This window comes from Lutibacter litoralis (assembly GCF_014646675.1).
Taxonomy (GTDB): domain Bacteria; phylum Bacteroidota; class Bacteroidia; order Flavobacteriales; family Flavobacteriaceae; genus Lutibacter; species Lutibacter litoralis.
In genome coordinates, this window is the sequence record NZ_BMNS01000012.1 from 1 (window position 1) to 16,192 (window position 16,192).

Annotated in this window: 11 protein-coding genes and 1 pseudogene; 3 read left to right on the plus strand and 9 right to left on the minus strand. The window is 28.1% G+C overall.

From position 1 onward, the window contains the following. A pseudogene (locus IEW75_RS15060) lies at nucleotides 1-2,010 on the minus strand (PD40 domain-containing protein); the annotation flags it as partial. Between the two features lie 14 nt (nucleotides 2,011-2,024). Then, entirely contained in the window at nucleotides 2,025-2,486 is a 462-nt protein-coding gene (locus tag IEW75_RS15065) for an Mpo1 family 2-hydroxy fatty acid dioxygenase (protein ID WP_134249307.1), read from the minus strand. Nucleotides 2,487-2,718: 232 nt separating this feature from the next. On the opposite strand from IEW75_RS15065, the gene IEW75_RS15070 reads away from it, so the two are divergent. Further along, nucleotides 2,719-5,418, plus strand: coding sequence for a TonB-dependent receptor domain-containing protein (locus tag IEW75_RS15070; RefSeq protein WP_134249309.1), 2,700 nt, complete (start codon nucleotides 2,719-2,721; stop codon nucleotides 5,416-5,418). 47 nt (nucleotides 5,419-5,465) lie between these two features. On the opposite strand, the gene IEW75_RS15075 is transcribed toward IEW75_RS15070, so the two are convergent. After that, nucleotides 5,466-6,008, minus strand: a complete 543-nt coding sequence (locus IEW75_RS15075; RefSeq protein WP_134249311.1) for a tetratricopeptide repeat protein — start codon at nucleotides 6,006-6,008, stop codon at nucleotides 5,466-5,468. 236 nt (nucleotides 6,009-6,244) lie between these two features. After that, nucleotides 6,245-6,964 carry a Crp/Fnr family transcriptional regulator gene (locus IEW75_RS15080; RefSeq protein ID WP_134249313.1) on the minus strand — a complete coding sequence of 240 codons (720 nt, stop codon included), beginning with the start codon at nucleotides 6,962-6,964 and terminating at the stop codon, nucleotides 6,245-6,247. Between the two features lie 160 nt (nucleotides 6,965-7,124). On the opposite strand from IEW75_RS15080, the gene IEW75_RS15700 reads away from it, so the two are divergent. Then, nucleotides 7,125-7,361, plus strand: coding sequence for a hypothetical protein (locus IEW75_RS15700; protein WP_134249314.1), 237 nt, complete (start codon nucleotides 7,125-7,127; stop codon nucleotides 7,359-7,361). A gap of 141 nt (nucleotides 7,362-7,502) precedes the next feature. Here IEW75_RS15700 and IEW75_RS15085 read toward each other — a convergent pair whose 3' ends face one another. The 4 genes from IEW75_RS15085 to IEW75_RS15100 all read right to left on the minus strand — a co-directional run bounded on the left by IEW75_RS15085 (nucleotide 7,503) and on the right by IEW75_RS15100 (nucleotide 13,995). Next, nucleotides 7,503-8,435 (minus strand): peptidylprolyl isomerase, encoded by a 933-nt coding sequence (locus IEW75_RS15085; RefSeq protein WP_134249316.1) that lies wholly within the window; start codon nucleotides 8,433-8,435, stop codon nucleotides 7,503-7,505. Nucleotides 8,436-8,495: 60 nt separating this feature from the next. Further along, nucleotides 8,496-11,663 carry a S41 family peptidase gene (locus IEW75_RS15090; protein WP_134249317.1) on the minus strand — a complete coding sequence of 1,056 codons (3,168 nt, stop codon included), beginning with the start codon at nucleotides 11,661-11,663 and terminating at the stop codon, nucleotides 8,496-8,498. Between the two features lie 219 nt (nucleotides 11,664-11,882). After that, nucleotides 11,883-13,340, minus strand: a complete 1,458-nt coding sequence (locus IEW75_RS15095; RefSeq protein WP_134249318.1) for an aminoacyl-histidine dipeptidase — start codon at nucleotides 13,338-13,340, stop codon at nucleotides 11,883-11,885. A 19-nt stretch (nucleotides 13,341-13,359) separates the two neighbouring features. Beyond that, nucleotides 13,360-13,995: an NAD(P)H-dependent oxidoreductase gene (locus IEW75_RS15100; RefSeq protein ID WP_134249321.1), complete on the minus strand. Its 636-nt coding sequence runs from the start codon at nucleotides 13,993-13,995 to the stop codon at nucleotides 13,360-13,362. A gap of 116 nt (nucleotides 13,996-14,111) precedes the next feature. On the opposite strand from IEW75_RS15100, the gene IEW75_RS15105 reads away from it, so the two are divergent. Next, nucleotides 14,112-15,386, plus strand: coding sequence for a DUF2851 family protein (locus tag IEW75_RS15105; protein WP_134249323.1), 1,275 nt, complete (start codon nucleotides 14,112-14,114; stop codon nucleotides 15,384-15,386). Here the strand turns inward: IEW75_RS15105 and IEW75_RS15110 are convergent. Beyond that, nucleotides 15,383-16,144 carry an MBL fold metallo-hydrolase gene (locus IEW75_RS15110; protein WP_134249325.1) on the minus strand — a complete coding sequence of 254 codons (762 nt, stop codon included), beginning with the start codon at nucleotides 16,142-16,144 and terminating at the stop codon, nucleotides 15,383-15,385. The two genes, IEW75_RS15105 and IEW75_RS15110, sit on opposite strands and share 4 nt — an antisense overlap. Between the last annotated feature and the right edge of the window lie 48 nt (nucleotides 16,145-16,192).

Genomic DNA, 16,192 nt, shown 5'->3' on the forward strand with positions numbered 1-16,192 from the left:
AACCATTTGATTACAAGGAAGTGGAACAAGTGCTATTTTTTGATTGAAATTGAAATCGTTTCTCGAATCCGTTTTAAATGCTTTTTCAGCAGTTTCAAACCCTTCTTTTTCAGCAATAATTTTATAATTTTCGTTACAATCTACTTTAAAACTGTAATCTTTAATGTTTTCAATTAGTTGTGAATCAATTAATTGATTGTTTTTAAATAGCTTAACGGTTGTATTGTTTAACGGTTCGTTTGTTAGTTTGTTTAAAATAGTTCCAGCAATTAGTTGGTTACATTCTATGGGAATTAATTCAATGTTTTCTGTGATTTTTAAATCTAATCGCTTATCTGTATTTAATGTAATTTCTGAATTTAAAAACCCTTCTTTTTCAGCAACAATTTTATAAGTTGATTCACATTCAAGCTTAATTCTAAAATTAGACCTACTTCTTAATATTTCAGAAGTCACTAATTTATCATTTTTATAAATCTTTAGCTCTACATTTATTAAGGGTTCATCTGTAAGTTTATTTAAAACAATACCAGTTACGGTTTGATTACACGGAAGTGGCTTTAATGCAATGTCTTTTATAAACTCTTCATCATAATTCGAGTTCGTTTTAATCTTTATTTCAGTAGGGTAGAAACCTTCTTTATCTGCAATAATTATAAAATTGTTATTACAAGCCAGTTCAAAATTATAAAGCGCGTTATTAAGTGTTGTTTTTGTTGAAATAATTTGACCATTTTGGTATAGTTCCAAAGTAATACCTTCAATTAATTCGTTTGTTTGTGCGTTGGTAACTAAACCATTAATTTGCTGTATACAAGGAATTGGAGTTAGTTCAATATTTTCAATAATTTCAGCATCTAAAGTTTCATCTGTTTCAAAAGTTATTTCATTTGGAATAAAATGTTCTTTTAGAGCTGTAATTTTATAAGATTCATTGCAATTTATTTTAAATTTATAGCTTCCATCTTTTGATGTTTTTAAAGAATCAACAGCTTCATTATTAATGTATATAATAAGATTTGTATTTGCAATAGGTTTACTTGTGTTGCTGTTACGAAGTATTCCAGTAATTAACTGTACACATTCAATTTCTACATCAATAAATTTAAACCCATAAATATCAACATCACCCTTGCCTTTTTTTCTATTTGAAATGAAAAAACCGGCATCATCATTTGGGTGCATTACATAACCAAAATCATCATATGGTGAATTTATTGGAGCTGGTAAGTTTTTAACTTTTGTATAATTCCCATTTATAAATTCACTTTTAAAAATATCTAAATTTCCTTGACCATTATGTCCATAAGAAGCAAAATAAAGTGTGTTATTTTTATCTATAGATGGATATAAATCATCTTTAATAGTATTAATAGTGTCTCCTAAATTTTTAGGCGAACTCAAACTTCCATTTTCTAAAATAGATGAAACGTAAATATCGTAATTACCATATCCGCCAAGCATATTTGATATGAAAAACAATTTTGTGCCATCTTTACTTATAGATGGATTTCTTATGGAATAGGCTTCACTATTAAATGCAACAGTTGAAATATTAGTTACGTTAAAATCAGCATCTATATCTGCTTTAAAAAGTTTTATTGGTTTTTCGTGTAATTTGGAATCTTTAGATCGATTACCAAAGTAGCTATTCCTACAAAAATATATGGTTTTTCTATCGGGGCTTATGGCTAGGTCAGTTTCATTAAATGTTGCAAAAACATCGCTAGAAAGCCTACTGGTTTGTACAATGTCGCTAGAATCGGTAAGTTTTCCAAAATAAAATTCTAAGAAAAGATTTCGGTTTTTCGCACGTCTATTGGAAACAAAAGCTTTATCGTTTTCTATTTTTTTTGAAGAAGCAAAGAAAACTGTTTCAGAATCTAAAAAATTTACACCAAGTTCAGCATATTTAGAATTAACCTCAGAATTAAAAATTTTATATTCTTTTTGTTGTCCAAAGAGTGTAGTAATAATTAGGAAAATAAATAATTGTGTAAACTTTTTCATTGTAAAATTTAAATCTATTTTTTAGAAATTTTTTCAAATACCCAAGCTGGTCCAATTAATAAAAACTGTAAATCTTTAAAAAATGAAGGTTTTTTACCTTCTAATTTATGACCATAAAATTGCCCAACCCAAGCTACTACAAAAATAGCCAAAGAAGCATAAAACAAAGGAACAATATTAGATAAATAATAATTGCCAACTAAACAGGTTAAAGAAAATAATACCATTTTTAAAAATGTAGAGAACGAGAGTTTTGAATAAAAGAACAGTAATATAAATAAAATCATAGTAGCCCAGTTTTCTATAATTGGATTGTTTAATTTGCTGAGGTTCTCGATTCCTTTTGATGGAATACTCATAAATAAACCAACAATACTAAAAAATATTAAAGGCACGCAAATAAAATGTATTAATTGGTTAGTTTTATTTTGGTGACTTAAGGCATATTCATTAAACCATTGTTTTTGTGTTTTCATGTATCTAATAATATTTTAAATGGGTGCTTATAAATGGCTGTTTTAATTCTATATTATGATAGGATTTTTAACAAGCACTCTTATAAATAATTTGTGTTAACAAACGTTAACATAATTTAACTGTTTTTTCTGTTAAATAATAGTTTTTTAAGGCAACTTTGTTTCATATAAGAATAGTGTTAAAGATATAAAAATAATACCGTTATAAAACATACTTAAAAAACGACCCTTTATGATTCATTATTGTAATAAAAAGCAATTTCTTTTACCTCTTTTATTGATGTTTTTTTTATTTATAACTTCTTACTCTCAAAATATAAAGGGAATTGTGTTAGATGAAGATAGACAGCCATTAGAGTTTGTATCAGTTGCCTTACTGCAACCTTCAGATTCGTTATTAGTAAAGTACACATCAACTGGAGTAGATGGAAAGTTTGAGATTTCTGGCTATAAAGAAGGTAGGTATATGCTTCAAGTTTATTTAATGACCTATCAAGCGAATCAACAAACTTTAAATTTCACAAAGAGTGACCGTGATTTAGGTGAAATTATATTAAAAAAGGATGTAAATCAGTTGGAAGAAATTACAATAAATGCAATTGTTCCTATTAAAATTAAACAGGATACTGTCGCTTTTAATACAAAAGCATTTAAGGTTAAACAAGACGATAATGTTGGGGATTTAATTAAAAAATTACCAGGGGTTCAAATTGGAACGGATGGCAAAGTAAGTGCTCAAGGTGAGGATATTACTAAAATATTAGTAGATGGTAAAGAGTTTTTTAATAATGATCAAACTATTGCACTTCAAAATTTAAATGCAGATGCTATTAAAAGTGTTCAAATTATAGATGAAGAAAGTGATGATACAAGAACCACGGGTATAAAAGACGGTGAAAAAAAGAAAATAATTAACCTGGTTTTAAAAGAAGGTAAAAAGTCTGGATATTTTGGAAAATTAGGTGCAGGGATTGGAACAAATGATAGATATACCTCAGATTTTGATTTAAATAGGTTTACGGCAAATACCCAATTGGCACTTTTTGGAAAATTAAATAATATTAATAATACCGGAGCTACAGTTTTTAGACGCGATGGAAGTAGAGGAGGTAATAGTGGTTTTTTAACTACAGGAACCGCTGGGGCAAATTACAATTATGAGTTTAAAAAAGACTTAAATTTTAATTTAGATTACCATTATGGATATTCAGATAGAGAAGAGGAGGAAGAATCTAAGAGAACCCAATTCACACAGGATAAGTTATTTACTTCTGAAAAAAATAATGATAGTCAAAATATTTCAAACAACCATAATGTTAATTTTAGTTTAAGAGATAGATCTGTAAAAGGTAAGTATTTAGAATTTAGAGGAAGTTTTAAAAACGATAATCGCGAATCTGACAGCAATAGCACTACTGCTTTTTTTGATGAAAATAATAATTTAGACGCAAATAGCGAAAGAAATACAAGAAGCGAAGATGAAAGAAATAATGGAGGTTTAAATTTTTCTTACCGAAAAAAATTAAACGAAAAAGGTAGAAATCTAAGGGTAAGAACTGGTATTTCATTTTCAGATAATAAAGATATGAATTTTCAAAATTCAACAAACGTATCTGATGTGTCAAGTTCTTCTACTTCAAATGAAATTACAACTAAAGATGAAGAAAATAAATCGTTAAATTACAATGTTTCATTCAGGTATATGGAACCTATTGTAGAGCATCATTTAATTAGTTTTTCATCAAGTATTAACAACAATAATAACGATGAAAGTGTTGATCAAAGAAAAACAATTAATGAAATTTCGCAAAATCCATTTATTTATGAATTGGATTACAACAAAAAAGTATATAACAATCAACTAGGGTATGTATTTAGCCAAGATAAAATACAGGTGTATTTATCGGGTTCTTTAGAAACAATGAAACAAAAATTGGAGGTAGATAATGCAGATGTAATAAATAACAGTTACAACAATTTTTTACCAAGAGCAACGGTAAGTTACGAGTATAAAAAAGGAAAAAGACTCCGATTAAGATATAATAAAGAAACTAGGTTGCCTAATGCTAATCAAGTTACACCAATTGTAAACGATTTTAATCCACTTTATATTTCTGTAGGAAATAGCAATTTAACTCCCGAAGAAAACGACAATTTCAATATAATGTTTTACTCTCATGAGTTTAAAAAAGCTACAAGTTTCTTTTCATTCTTTGGATATACAAAAACTACAAATACTATTATTTCTAGTAGAAGTATAGATGAAAATTATGTTACAAAAACTACTTTTGAAAATTATGGGTCAAAAGAAAGTTTTAGAGGACATTTAAACTTAAGTAAAAAAATTAGTACTATTGGTTTAAGATATAATCTAAGACTTGGAGGAAATATTAACGACTATACAACAATTATAGATAATGGTTATAACGAAACAAACAGTAAAAGTTGGAATTTTGGGTTAAGTTTAAGTAATGAGAATAAAAACAAAGTAGATTTAACTATTGGTGCAAATTACGATTTTAATAAAACTACTTATTCGTTGCAGGACAAAGACAGGGATTATTTAAAACAAAACTATTACACCAAATTCGATTGGGATTTAACAAATAGTTTAACCTTTAATACGCAATTTGATTTTTCTTTATATACAGATAATAATTTTGATTCTCAAAGTGTACCAATTTGGAATTTAGGATTTGATTACGCTTTCTTAAAAGGAAAACGAGGGAATTTAAAATTACAAGTTTTTGATATTTTAGATAAAGATTTAGGGATTGTTAGAAACAGTTCTGATAGTTATTTTGAAGAAACCATTCAAAATAACTTAGGAACTTATGCAATGTTAAGTTTTACATATAGTTTAAAACCACCAACAGGAAAAGGCAGTAAAAGAGGTGGTGGAGAAAGAAGAGGCAGAAGAATGCATCATTAATTATTGTTGAATTTTTTATATTTATTTGATTGTTTAAAAAAAGGAAATTATTCTTTTTTATCATATTTTTCAACAAACCTTTTTGCATTTCTATTTCCAGAATCTATAGCTAAAGATTTTTTATAGTATGAAATAGCTTGTAATGTATCTCCACTTACTTTTAATGCATCTGCATAGCTATCATATACATTAGAACTATTTGGATATAATTCCATATTAATTTTAAAAATATGAAGTGCTTGTTTGTAATTTTTATCACGTAATTCTTTATATCCTAAACTATTAAATTTATTTTCATTTAGGCTTGCATCTAAAGAATCAATTTTTTTTATTTTTAAATAGCCTTCCAGAGCTTTTTCAAAATCATTATCTTTTAAATATTCACTTGGAGTTTTTTCGTTTTGTGTTAGTTTTCTAAAATTATATTGAAGTGTATCATTTTCTGTTTTTGGAACTAAGACCATATAGGTTAGTTGATTTTCTGGATTTGTTAAAAATTGAATTTTTTCATTCATTTCTTTAACAAAAAAAGTTTCTTCAGCTACGGGTAAAGGTTCTATAGCAGAAGCACCACGCCATTTTAAAAACAACTTTTGGTTATCAAAATAAACTTCAATTATTTCATCGGAATTAAATAAGTACCTTCCTGTTGTCTTTTTTATAAATGCCTCGTTATTGGTTGTAGTAGAGCAGCTTGCGGTAATAATTGTAAGTGTGAATAAAAAAAATGTTGAATTTTCATTGTTGAATAGATTGATTGTATTTATAAATATAACTTTTTATAGTTAATTTTTAGACGCTTTTAATCCTTATTTGTAACAATAATTTAACCCAATTTACTAATTTGTTTTAGTTTCTTAATATTTAATATTTCAATTTTTCTATCTGAAACTTTAATTATTTTTTCTTTATTGAACTTTGATAAAGTGTTAATAACACTTTCTTTGGAATAACCTAACATATTAGCAAGGTCCTTTCTCAACATAGGAATTGTGAACGAATTACTCTTATATATTTGGGTAAAATCTAATAAAATTATTGATAGAGCCCCATCTATATTTTTTTGTGATAAAGTAGTAATTCTATGGTATAAACCATTTGAAGAACCAGACATATGTCTAATTAAATCTAATGCAAAATTTCCGTTAGTTTTAATAAATTTTTCAAAAATAGCTTTATCTATAAAACCTACTTTTGTTTTTTCAAGAGCAGTTGCTGTAAAATCAAAACTTTCAAATGCAAAGCAGCAAATAATACCAATAAAAGAGTGTGATTGAACTAAGCCAAGAGTAGTTGTTTTACCATCATTAACAATTTCAATTTTTGCTAAACCGTCAATTAAATACAATACATGACTAACGGCAATTCCTCTTTTAATAATTATTTCTCCAGGTTCAAATTCTATATCGTTTTTGTTTGCTAATAATTGATTCTGCTCCTCTTCAGTTAGGTTATTTAAACAAGCTTTTGCGTCTAAAAATTCAAGATTAAATGCAGTTTCTTTTTTAATAAAATCAGGCATAGTTAAAAATATAAATTTCTCCATCCAATGGTATGTAAAATTACATCATTCTAAGTTAAAAACACCCTCCAAACATACTATTTTATAAATTGTTGATGTAGTATTTTTATACCAAGGTAATTTGAAATAGAACTTATAACTTTTTAGGTTCTAAAATTTAATCTAAACATAAATTGTATTTAATATGAAAGATATAGCTTTAAAATCGTTAATAATACTTCCAATAATTGCATTCGTATATTTTTTAATTATGGTTGTTATTGGATGTACATGTAGTTTTATTGGATCTACAAATAATTTTTATGAGTGTACTTTTTGTACCATTGGAAAGGTAATTCTTGGTATTTCAGTTTTGTCTTACGTAACAATTTTGTTTTTTGATTTTAGAATGTTTTTTAAGAATAGAAAACTAAGTAACTAGTAAACTTTTTAGAATATTTAAAAATACAGGAGATATTATATATTTATAACTCTTGTTTTAATTTTACAACAATTTAAAAAAAAAGAGGTTGTTCGAAAATTTTACTTTTCAAACAACCTCTTTAAACGTTTAATAAGTATTTTATTTAACCGCTACCAACTCTACATCAAAAATTAAGGTTGCATCTGGAGGGATAACTCCACCAGCACCTTGACTTCCGTAAGCTAAGTTTGAAGGAATTACCATGCGTGCTTTATCTCCAACTTTTAATAATTGAATACCTTCGTCCCAACCTGGAATTACTTGTCCAACACCAATAGTAAAATCTATCGGTTGTTTACGTTGGTATGAAGAATCAAATACTTGCCCGTCTAATAACTGACCTTTATAATGTACGGAAACCATGTTTCCTTTTTCAGCTTTTTTACCGTTACCTTCTTGTAAAATTTTATAACGTAACCCGCTTGGAGTTTCATCGTATCCAGCAGCAATTTTATCCATTTGTGCTTTCAAAGCTTCTTTTGCTTCAGCTTCTCTTTTAGCTCTAGATCCTTCAAAAACTCTAAATGCTTCAACAGCATTAAATTTTTCTGCAGCTTCACCAACTCTCATAATTTCAAGAGATTCTAAAATATCATTTTGCGCAACTGCATCAACTACATCTTGCCCTTCAACAACTTTACCAAAAACAGTATGTTTGTTGTCTAACCAAGGAGTTGGAACGTGCGTAATAAAAAACTGACTTCCATTTGAAGCTGGTCCAGAGTTTGCCATAGATAAAATACCAGGAGCATCGTGTTTTAATTCTGGATGAAATTCATCATCAAAACTATAACCTGGAGAACCAGTTCCTGTTCCTAGCGGACAACCTCCTTGAATCATAAAGTCAGCAATAACTCTATGGAATTTTAATCCGTTGTAGTAAGGTTTTCCTTGTGGTTTTGAATTGTTTTCTAAATTACCTTCTGCCAGTGCAACAAAGTTACCAACAGTACCTGGTGTTTTTTCAAATTCTAAGTTTACTAAAATAGCACCTTTAGAGGTGTTAAATTTTGCGTATAATCCGTTATTCATTTTCTTATTTTTTTTAAAGTGCAAAGATACATGCTTTCATTTTATATGAAAGTAATCCAGTTACTTATTCAACTCATTTAAAATTACTTCAATAGCTTTATCTAATTGTGGCTGTTTACCTGTTAAACGATCTTTAAAACTTTCACCAATATAAATATCTGGACTTACACCTTCAGTTTCTAAATTTTCACCATCTAAAGTATAACACCCCCAAGAAGGTAATCTGTAAAATGAACCATCTACCAATCCTTTTCCTGAAGTAAAAATAATCCATCTATACGTTTCTGTTCCAATAATTTTTCCTAAACCAAGTTCTTTAAATCCGGCTGCTGTCATTTCTGCATCAGATAAAGATTGTTCGTTAATTAACAGAACAATTGGTTTGTCTGAATATCCAAAATTAGATTGTTTTGCCAATTTGCCTTCTCTATATTTCCAGTTTAAATATGTTTTCTGACTTAAAAAACGTAGAACTTCGTCGTGTACATTTCCTCCTGTATTGTAACGTAAATCTAGAATTAAAGCATCTTTATCGGCTTCTGTGCTTGAAACTAAATCTTCTTTAAATTTTTGTAATTCACCACCACCCATATTTTTCATATGAATATATGCAATTCGATTATTCGATTTAGTATCCACATACTGTTGGCTTTCATCTTGCCATTCATCATATATTAAATTTCTAATATTTCCACTAGAAGACGGATGAATATTTACATTAAATTCTGAGCCATTTCTTTCAAAAGTTAAGGTTATTTCGCTTAAAAATGAAGGTGCTGTAAAATAATGTTCTCTGTTTTTAGTGGTGTTTACTTTTTCTCCATTAACAGCCACAAGTTTATCTCCTTTTCTAAGATTTTTTCCAGTAATATCTACAGGACTCTCTTTTACAATACTGCTAACTGTAAAAGGATTTTTATTTTCGAAATGAATTCCAGTAGCTAAAGAATGAGTTCCATAAAAGATGTCTTCCTCTTTTCCGTTTGAACTAAACCCGAAATGAGAAGTGTTTAATTCTCCCAACATATCGTTAAAAATAAGTCGTAATTGCGCTCTACTTGTAATGTATGGAAGATAAGCGGCATATTGATCTCTCAGCTTTTGCCAATCTTGACCATGAAAATTTTCATTGTAAAAATTCTCTTCCATTCCAGCCCAAGCTTCATAATACATTTGGGTAAATTCTTTAGACAACGATTTTTCAAACTTAGAATCAATAGCAATATCTTTTAATTTATTTCCTGCAAGATCTAAAGTATTTATAGTTCCACCAATTAAAATATAGTTGTGCTTTTTAGATTGAACCAATTGATAATTTCTAATTGTTTTGTCACTTAGTTGTTCCGTTTTAGTTTTTTCAAATGGCTCTATTGTTGTTTTCCAAAGTTGAGGTTTCCCTTCGCTATGATTTGAGATATAAATTATGTAGTTTTTTTTATCTTTTGTTATAATTGAAGGATTTTGTTGTTGACCAAAATTCGGACTAATTTGAGTTAAACGATCCATCAGCCCCTTTGTGTTGATAGTTACTGTGGGAAGTTCTTTTTTAACGTCTTCTTTTTTACCACCATCATTTTTATCTGTCTTGTCATCTTTTTTATCATCTTTTTTAAATAATTTAGAAACTTCTTCTAATTTAAAAGGAGCTTCAAACTTATCCAATGCCATTTGATAAATTTTAGAATTTGTAGTTCCGAATGGATAACTTGGTTGTAACTTATCCGAAGAAAAATACACATATTTACCATCTGGAGACCAAATTGGTTCAGATTCTGATACTTTAGTTTTTGTTAAATTGTCTATTCTTTTTGAAGTTAAATTATAAGTGAAAACATCTGTTTCAAAATCTCTGTATGCATTGTAAATAATATATTTATCATCTGGAGAAAAATATGGGTTAGAGTTATTAAAAGCCCAAAGCTCATCATTTACAATAATTTCATTTTTAAAAGTAACTAAATCTAATATACAAATTTGGTTTCTTCCGCTTAAATAAACACCTTTTGATAAATCACTATTGAAGTTGATTTGACGGTTGTTTTTACTGTCCTTGGTTAGTTGTTTTTCTTTTGACGTACCATCTGCATCAATTTTAAACCAATTGTAATAACCTTTATAAGATTGTGAATAAAGTAGTGTTTTATTATTTTTCAACCATTTTACTTCTTGTACAGCTTCATTTGGATTTGTTTTAATCTCTTTTACAAATTTTCCGTCAATATCAGAAATAAATAATTTTCCTCTAGAAATAAATGCTATTTTTTTCTCGTCTGAGGAAATATCAAAGTTGCTTATTTTTCCATTTACAGAATAAGATTGTCCTTTTTCTAGGGTGTTATTTTTAATAATATTAATAGCAGGTTTTGAAGTTTTTCCTGAAGCGACATCATATACATGAATTTGATAATCTTTTCTAAATACTATTTTTTTCCCGTTGACACTTACTTTTGGCCACATTATAGAAGTTTCAAAAGTTGTTAATTGTTTTTTTACTCCATTTTGGAAAGTATATAGATTGTATTCACCATTTGCTTCATCCGATTTAAAATATAAGTTTCCATTTTTATCAAAAGTTACCCCAAAATCTTTTCCTCTGTAGGTTGTATGTTTTTTAAATTCTTTTGTTTTTGTATTGTAAGATTTAATATCTGGATTGTAATCGCCTTTATAGCGCTTTCTATGCGCAAATCGTCCACTTTCCCAAGATTCATTAAAATAGATTTCATCATTTAAAGGATTTTCAATTACATTATGTATCGTATTAAAATAGTGATCGAAAACTCTTTCTGGCGTTCCTCCATTAATATTTACACTATAGGTTGTAACATTGTTGTACCTACCTGAAGTAAAATAGATCTTGGAATTATCCCAACTCCAAGAACTCACTTCATCATTACTGTCATGAAATGTTAATTGTGTTATTGTTCCACCGTTTATAGGCATAATATATACATCGTCACTTCCATACTGATTGCTAGAAAAAGCAACCCAACTACCATCTGGAGAAATACTTGGATTTGTTTCGTTGCCTTGCATGGCAGTCAATCTTTGTGCATCTCCTCCTTCTGTAGCGACTTTCCATAAATCACTGTCGTAACTAAATATAATGAATTCAGCATCAGGAGCTAAAGTTGGATGTTGTGTGAAATAGGTTTCTACTGATTGAGAATGACTAAAGAATGTAACACATAATAGCAGTAAGCTTAAAGTTATTTTAAAAAATTGCATAATAAATTTAGAGTTAATATTGATTGATAATTGATTATAAATAATTAAGCTTTAAAGTTACTATAAATTATGAAATCTTATAAATTTATTAAAATTGTAGTGCTTTTAAAATGTTAATCAATTTTATATAAAAAAACCGCTAAACATAAGGTTGTTTAGCGGAGTTAAAGAATTTTATAGAAACAGTATTATTAACTGATTTAGCAGTATTTAATATGTTTATTTTTTTACAGGAATATTTTCTAAAATCGTTAACAAAAATTTCCAAAATTTCTGACTAGATTTTATATTTGCTCTTTCATCAGGTGAGTGAGCTCCTTGTATTGTCGGACCGAAAGAAATCATATCCATTTCAGGATAATTAGTTCCTAAAATACCACATTCTAAGCCAGCATGGCAAGCAACAACATCGGCTTTACTATTAAATAGTTTTTCGTAATTTTCTGTCAAAACATTTAATATTTGTGAATCTACGTTTGGTTTCCAACCTGGATAGGAACCAGATAAAGAAACATCGTAACCAGCTAACTCAAATGTTGCTCTAATAGCATTGGCTAAATCTGTTTTAGAAGTTTCAACAGATGATCTTGTTAAACAAAGTATTTTAATAAACTCATTTTTTACAATAACGCGCGCAATATTGTTAGAAGTTTCGACTAAACCTTCCATATCGTTACTCATTCTGTAAACACCATTGTGCGCGGCGTAGATAGTTTTTAATAATGTAGTTTGGCTAATAGCTGTCATTACTTTATTAGGCAAAGTAGTTTTTTCAGCTATTATTTCTATATTTGGATCAACAATTTTTAGTTCTTTTTTAATTGCTTTAGTAATCTTTTTTAAGGTTTTTAAGAAAATATCTTTTTGAGAATTGTAAACAGAAATAACGGCAAAACTTTCTCTTGGAATTGCATTGCGCAAGCTACCTCCATTAATTTCAGAAATACGAATATAGTCTTGAACTGTATATAAAACACGGTTCATTATTTTATTAGCATTTCCTAATCCTCTATGAATATCCATACCAGAATGACCTCCATTTAATCCAGTAACTGCTAATGTATAGCCGATACTATTTGTTGGTGTATGTACTTCATTATAAGAGTTTTCTATTGTAATATCAACTCCACCAGCACAACCTATATCAATTTCGTCATCTTCCTCAGTATCTAAATTTAATAGAATTTCACCATCTAAATATCCAGCTTGCAAGCCCATAGCGCCAGTCATACCTGTTTCTTCATCAATAGTGAACAATGCTTCAATTGCAGGGTGTTTTATTTCTTTGGAGGCTAAAACCGCCATTATTGCAGCTACACCTAAACCATTATCTGCACCTAAAGTAGTTCCTTCAGCTTTTACCCAATCACCTTCAATTTTCATTTTAATACCTTCGGTATCAAAATCAAAAACTGTGTCAGAATTTTTTTGATGCACCATATCTAAATGCGATTGCATTACGATGGTTTTACGATTTTCCATTCCTTTTGAGGCTGGCTTTTTTATAATAACGTTTCCAACAGGATCAACAACAGTTTCAAGGTTTAAATTATTTCCAAAATCAACCATAAATTGTATAACGCGTTCTTCTTTCTTTGAACCTCTTGGAACAGCATTTAAATCTGCAAAATTATTCCAAAGTTCTTTAGGTTCTAGTGTTCTAATATCAGTACTCATAATCAATATTTATTAGGTTTTATTTAATAATTTCTATAATTGTTTCGTTTAATGGTTTGCGAACTTTTTTCATATCGCCCATAATATCATCATCTGCTCTAAAGCCTACTGGAAGCAATAAAACTGATTTTAAATTTTGCTCTTTTAAATTTAAAAGGGCATCTATTTTTTCTGGAACAAAGCCTTCCATCGGAATTGCGTCTATTTTTTCAACTGCACAAACTGTCATTAAATTACCTAATATAATATAAGTTTGGTAAATAGCAGAAAGTTGTCTATCTTCAATAGATTTATTTTTATACATGTCAATTAACTGTTTTCTAAAACCAGCAATAACAGATTCATCTATATTTCTTACTTTTTTCTCTAAGTCGAAATACGCGTTAATGTCTTCTGAAGTTGTGTCGTCTTCAATACACAAAACCAATAAATGGGAAGCATCTGCGACCTGACGTTGGTAATAAGAATGTTCAACAAATTTTTCTTGCAATTCTTTATCACATATAATAATCATTTTTACAGGTTGAAGCCCAAATGAAGTAGGTGTTAGATTAAATGCAGATTTTAAAGTGTTAATTTGTTGATTTGATAATTTTTTAGATGGATTAAACTTCTTTGTTGCGTATCTCCATTCTAAACTATTAATAATATTCATTTTCAATAAATTTAGTAGTACAAATTTACTTTAAAAAACTTAAAAATTAAGTAAGATTCGTATCCTATTTTCATAAGTTAAAGTTAATTTTTACATTTATAAAGTAAATTATTGCTATGAATGAAAACTTATTACATTTTTTATGGAAACTTAAATTGTTTTCTGTAAAAAAATTAAAATCTACTAATGGAGAAATAATTCATATTATTTCCAATGGAATTCATAATTTAAATACTGGTCCAGATTTTCTAAATGCAAAAATTGAAATTGAAAATCAGGTTTGGGCAGGTAATGTAGAAATCCACATAAATTCCTCTGATTGGTATAAACACAATCATGAAGCTGATAAAAATTATGATGCTGTAATTCTACATGTTGTTTGGGAACACGATGTAGAGATTTTTAGAAATAACAATGCTAAAATTGTAACATTAGAATTAAAAAATTACATTTCAAAAGCGGTTTTAAATAGTTACAATCAGCTTTTTAGTAAAAACAAAAAGTGGATAAATTGTGAGAATGATATACAATTTATAGATTCTTTTATTTTTGAAAATTGGTTGGAACGATTATATTTTGAACGTTTAGAGCAAAAATCATCTAGTATTCAAGAAATATTAACTACTAACAATAACAATTGGGAAGCTACCTTATTTATGTTGTTAGCCAAGAGTTTTGGTTTGAAAGTTAATGGTGATGCTTTTTTAAATTTTGCAAATTCGTTTGATTTTTCAATTGTTAGAAAAGTTTCAAATAATGTAGAACAGTTAGAAGCTTTATTTTTGGGTCAGGCAGGATTACTCTCAAATAAATATGAATCTATTTATTTTGAAAAATTAAACAGGGAATATGAATATTTAAAGGTTAAGTTTAAATTAACCCCTATTTTAGGTGGGCAAGTGCAATTTTTTAGATTGCGCCCAAATAACTTTCCAACAATAAGATTGTCTCAATTGGCATTTTTATATAGTAAATATCAAAACTTATTTTCAAAAATAATTGAAATTGATTCTTTAGAATTATTTTATAGCTTATTTGAAGTTTCAACATTTCCTTTTTGGGAAACACATTTTACATTTGATAAGGAATCTAAAAAAAGTACCAAAAAACTTACTAAATCGTTTATAGATCTAATTTTAATAAACACCATAATTCCTTTAAAATTTGTGTATTTAAAGAATTTAGGAAAAAACGAATATAGTTCTTTATTTGCAATACTTGAAAACATAAAACCTGAAAAAAATAGTATTATTTCTAGGTATAACGATTTAAATATTGAAAGTCCTAATGCTTTTAAAACTCAAGCATTATTACAATTAAAAAATGAATATTGCAGTAAACAATTATGTTTGCAATGTGCAATTGGAAAAACTATTTTGAAAAAGAGCTAATTTTTTGGATACCAATCTTTCAAGCGCACATCTAAAGTATTGTTTTTTGAATTTACTAATTTTTTAAATTCAGCAACATCACTAAAACCGTTACTTCCTCTAAAATGATAAGGATATACAATCGTTGGTTTAAACTCTAAAACGGCACTCGCTGCCTGATGAATGTCCATAGTAAAAGGTAAATTTATACAAACAAAAGCAACATCAATATTTTGAAGTTTTCTCATTTCTTCAGTATCCTCTGTATCTCCAGAAATATAAATACGTTTGTTTTCAATAGTTAAAATATAACCATTACCTCTTCCTTTTGGATGTTTTGAATCTGCTACTTCGGGTAAATTGTACATAGGAATTGCTTGAATAAAATAATCCATTCTATGCACTCCTTGTCCATTTTTTAGAACTACTATTTGCGAAGCATATTTTTCTGGCAATTTATTGGCAACCGCTTGCGGAACAATAAAAACACTTTGTGAAGTCTCTATATTATCTAAAGTTTTCTGATCTAAATGATCGCCATGAATATCTGTTATTAAAATAATATCTGGAGATTTCTGATTTTTATACAAATTTGCCCCTCCATAAGGATCTACAAAAATAGTGTTATTATTATGCGATAAAATAAGACTTCCGTGTAAAATAGGTTGAATCTTTAAAGTTCCCTTTGAAGTTTTAAGTTCATCAAAATTTGATTGTTGTGCGAAGGAAATTCCAGATATAAATGTTACAATTGCAATAAAAGAAATGCTAATTTTCATGTGTCTTTGGTATTGTTTTTAGAGGTCATATGCTATTTGCAATTTATC

Bases quoted from the DNA above. Each gene is read 5' to 3' on its own strand.
- IEW75_RS15065 (WP_134249307.1), bottom strand. From the start codon at position 2,486: ATGAAAACACAAAAACAATGGTTTAATGAATATGCCTTAAGTCACCAA.
- IEW75_RS15070 (WP_134249309.1), top strand. From the start codon at position 2,719: ATGATTCATTATTGTAATAAAAAGCAATTTCTTTTACCTCTTTTATTG.
- IEW75_RS15080 (WP_134249313.1), bottom strand. From the start codon at position 6,964: ATGGAGAAATTTATATTTTTAACTATGCCTGATTTTATTAAAAAAGAA.
- IEW75_RS15700 (WP_134249314.1), top strand. From the start codon at position 7,125: ATGAAAGATATAGCTTTAAAATCGTTAATAATACTTCCAATAATTGCA.
- IEW75_RS15085 (WP_134249316.1), bottom strand. From the start codon at position 8,435: ATGAATAACGGATTATACGCAAAATTTAACACCTCTAAAGGTGCTATT.
- IEW75_RS15090 (WP_134249317.1), bottom strand. From the start codon at position 11,663: ATGCAATTTTTTAAAATAACTTTAAGCTTACTGCTATTATGTGTTACA.
- IEW75_RS15095 (WP_134249318.1), bottom strand. From the start codon at position 13,340: ATGAGTACTGATATTAGAACACTAGAACCTAAAGAACTTTGGAATAAT.
- IEW75_RS15100 (WP_134249321.1), bottom strand. From the start codon at position 13,995: ATGAATATTATTAATAGTTTAGAATGGAGATACGCAACAAAGAAGTTT.
- IEW75_RS15105 (WP_134249323.1), top strand. From the start codon at position 14,112: ATGAATGAAAACTTATTACATTTTTTATGGAAACTTAAATTGTTTTCT.
- IEW75_RS15110 (WP_134249325.1), bottom strand. From the start codon at position 16,144: ATGAAAATTAGCATTTCTTTTATTGCAATTGTAACATTTATATCTGGA.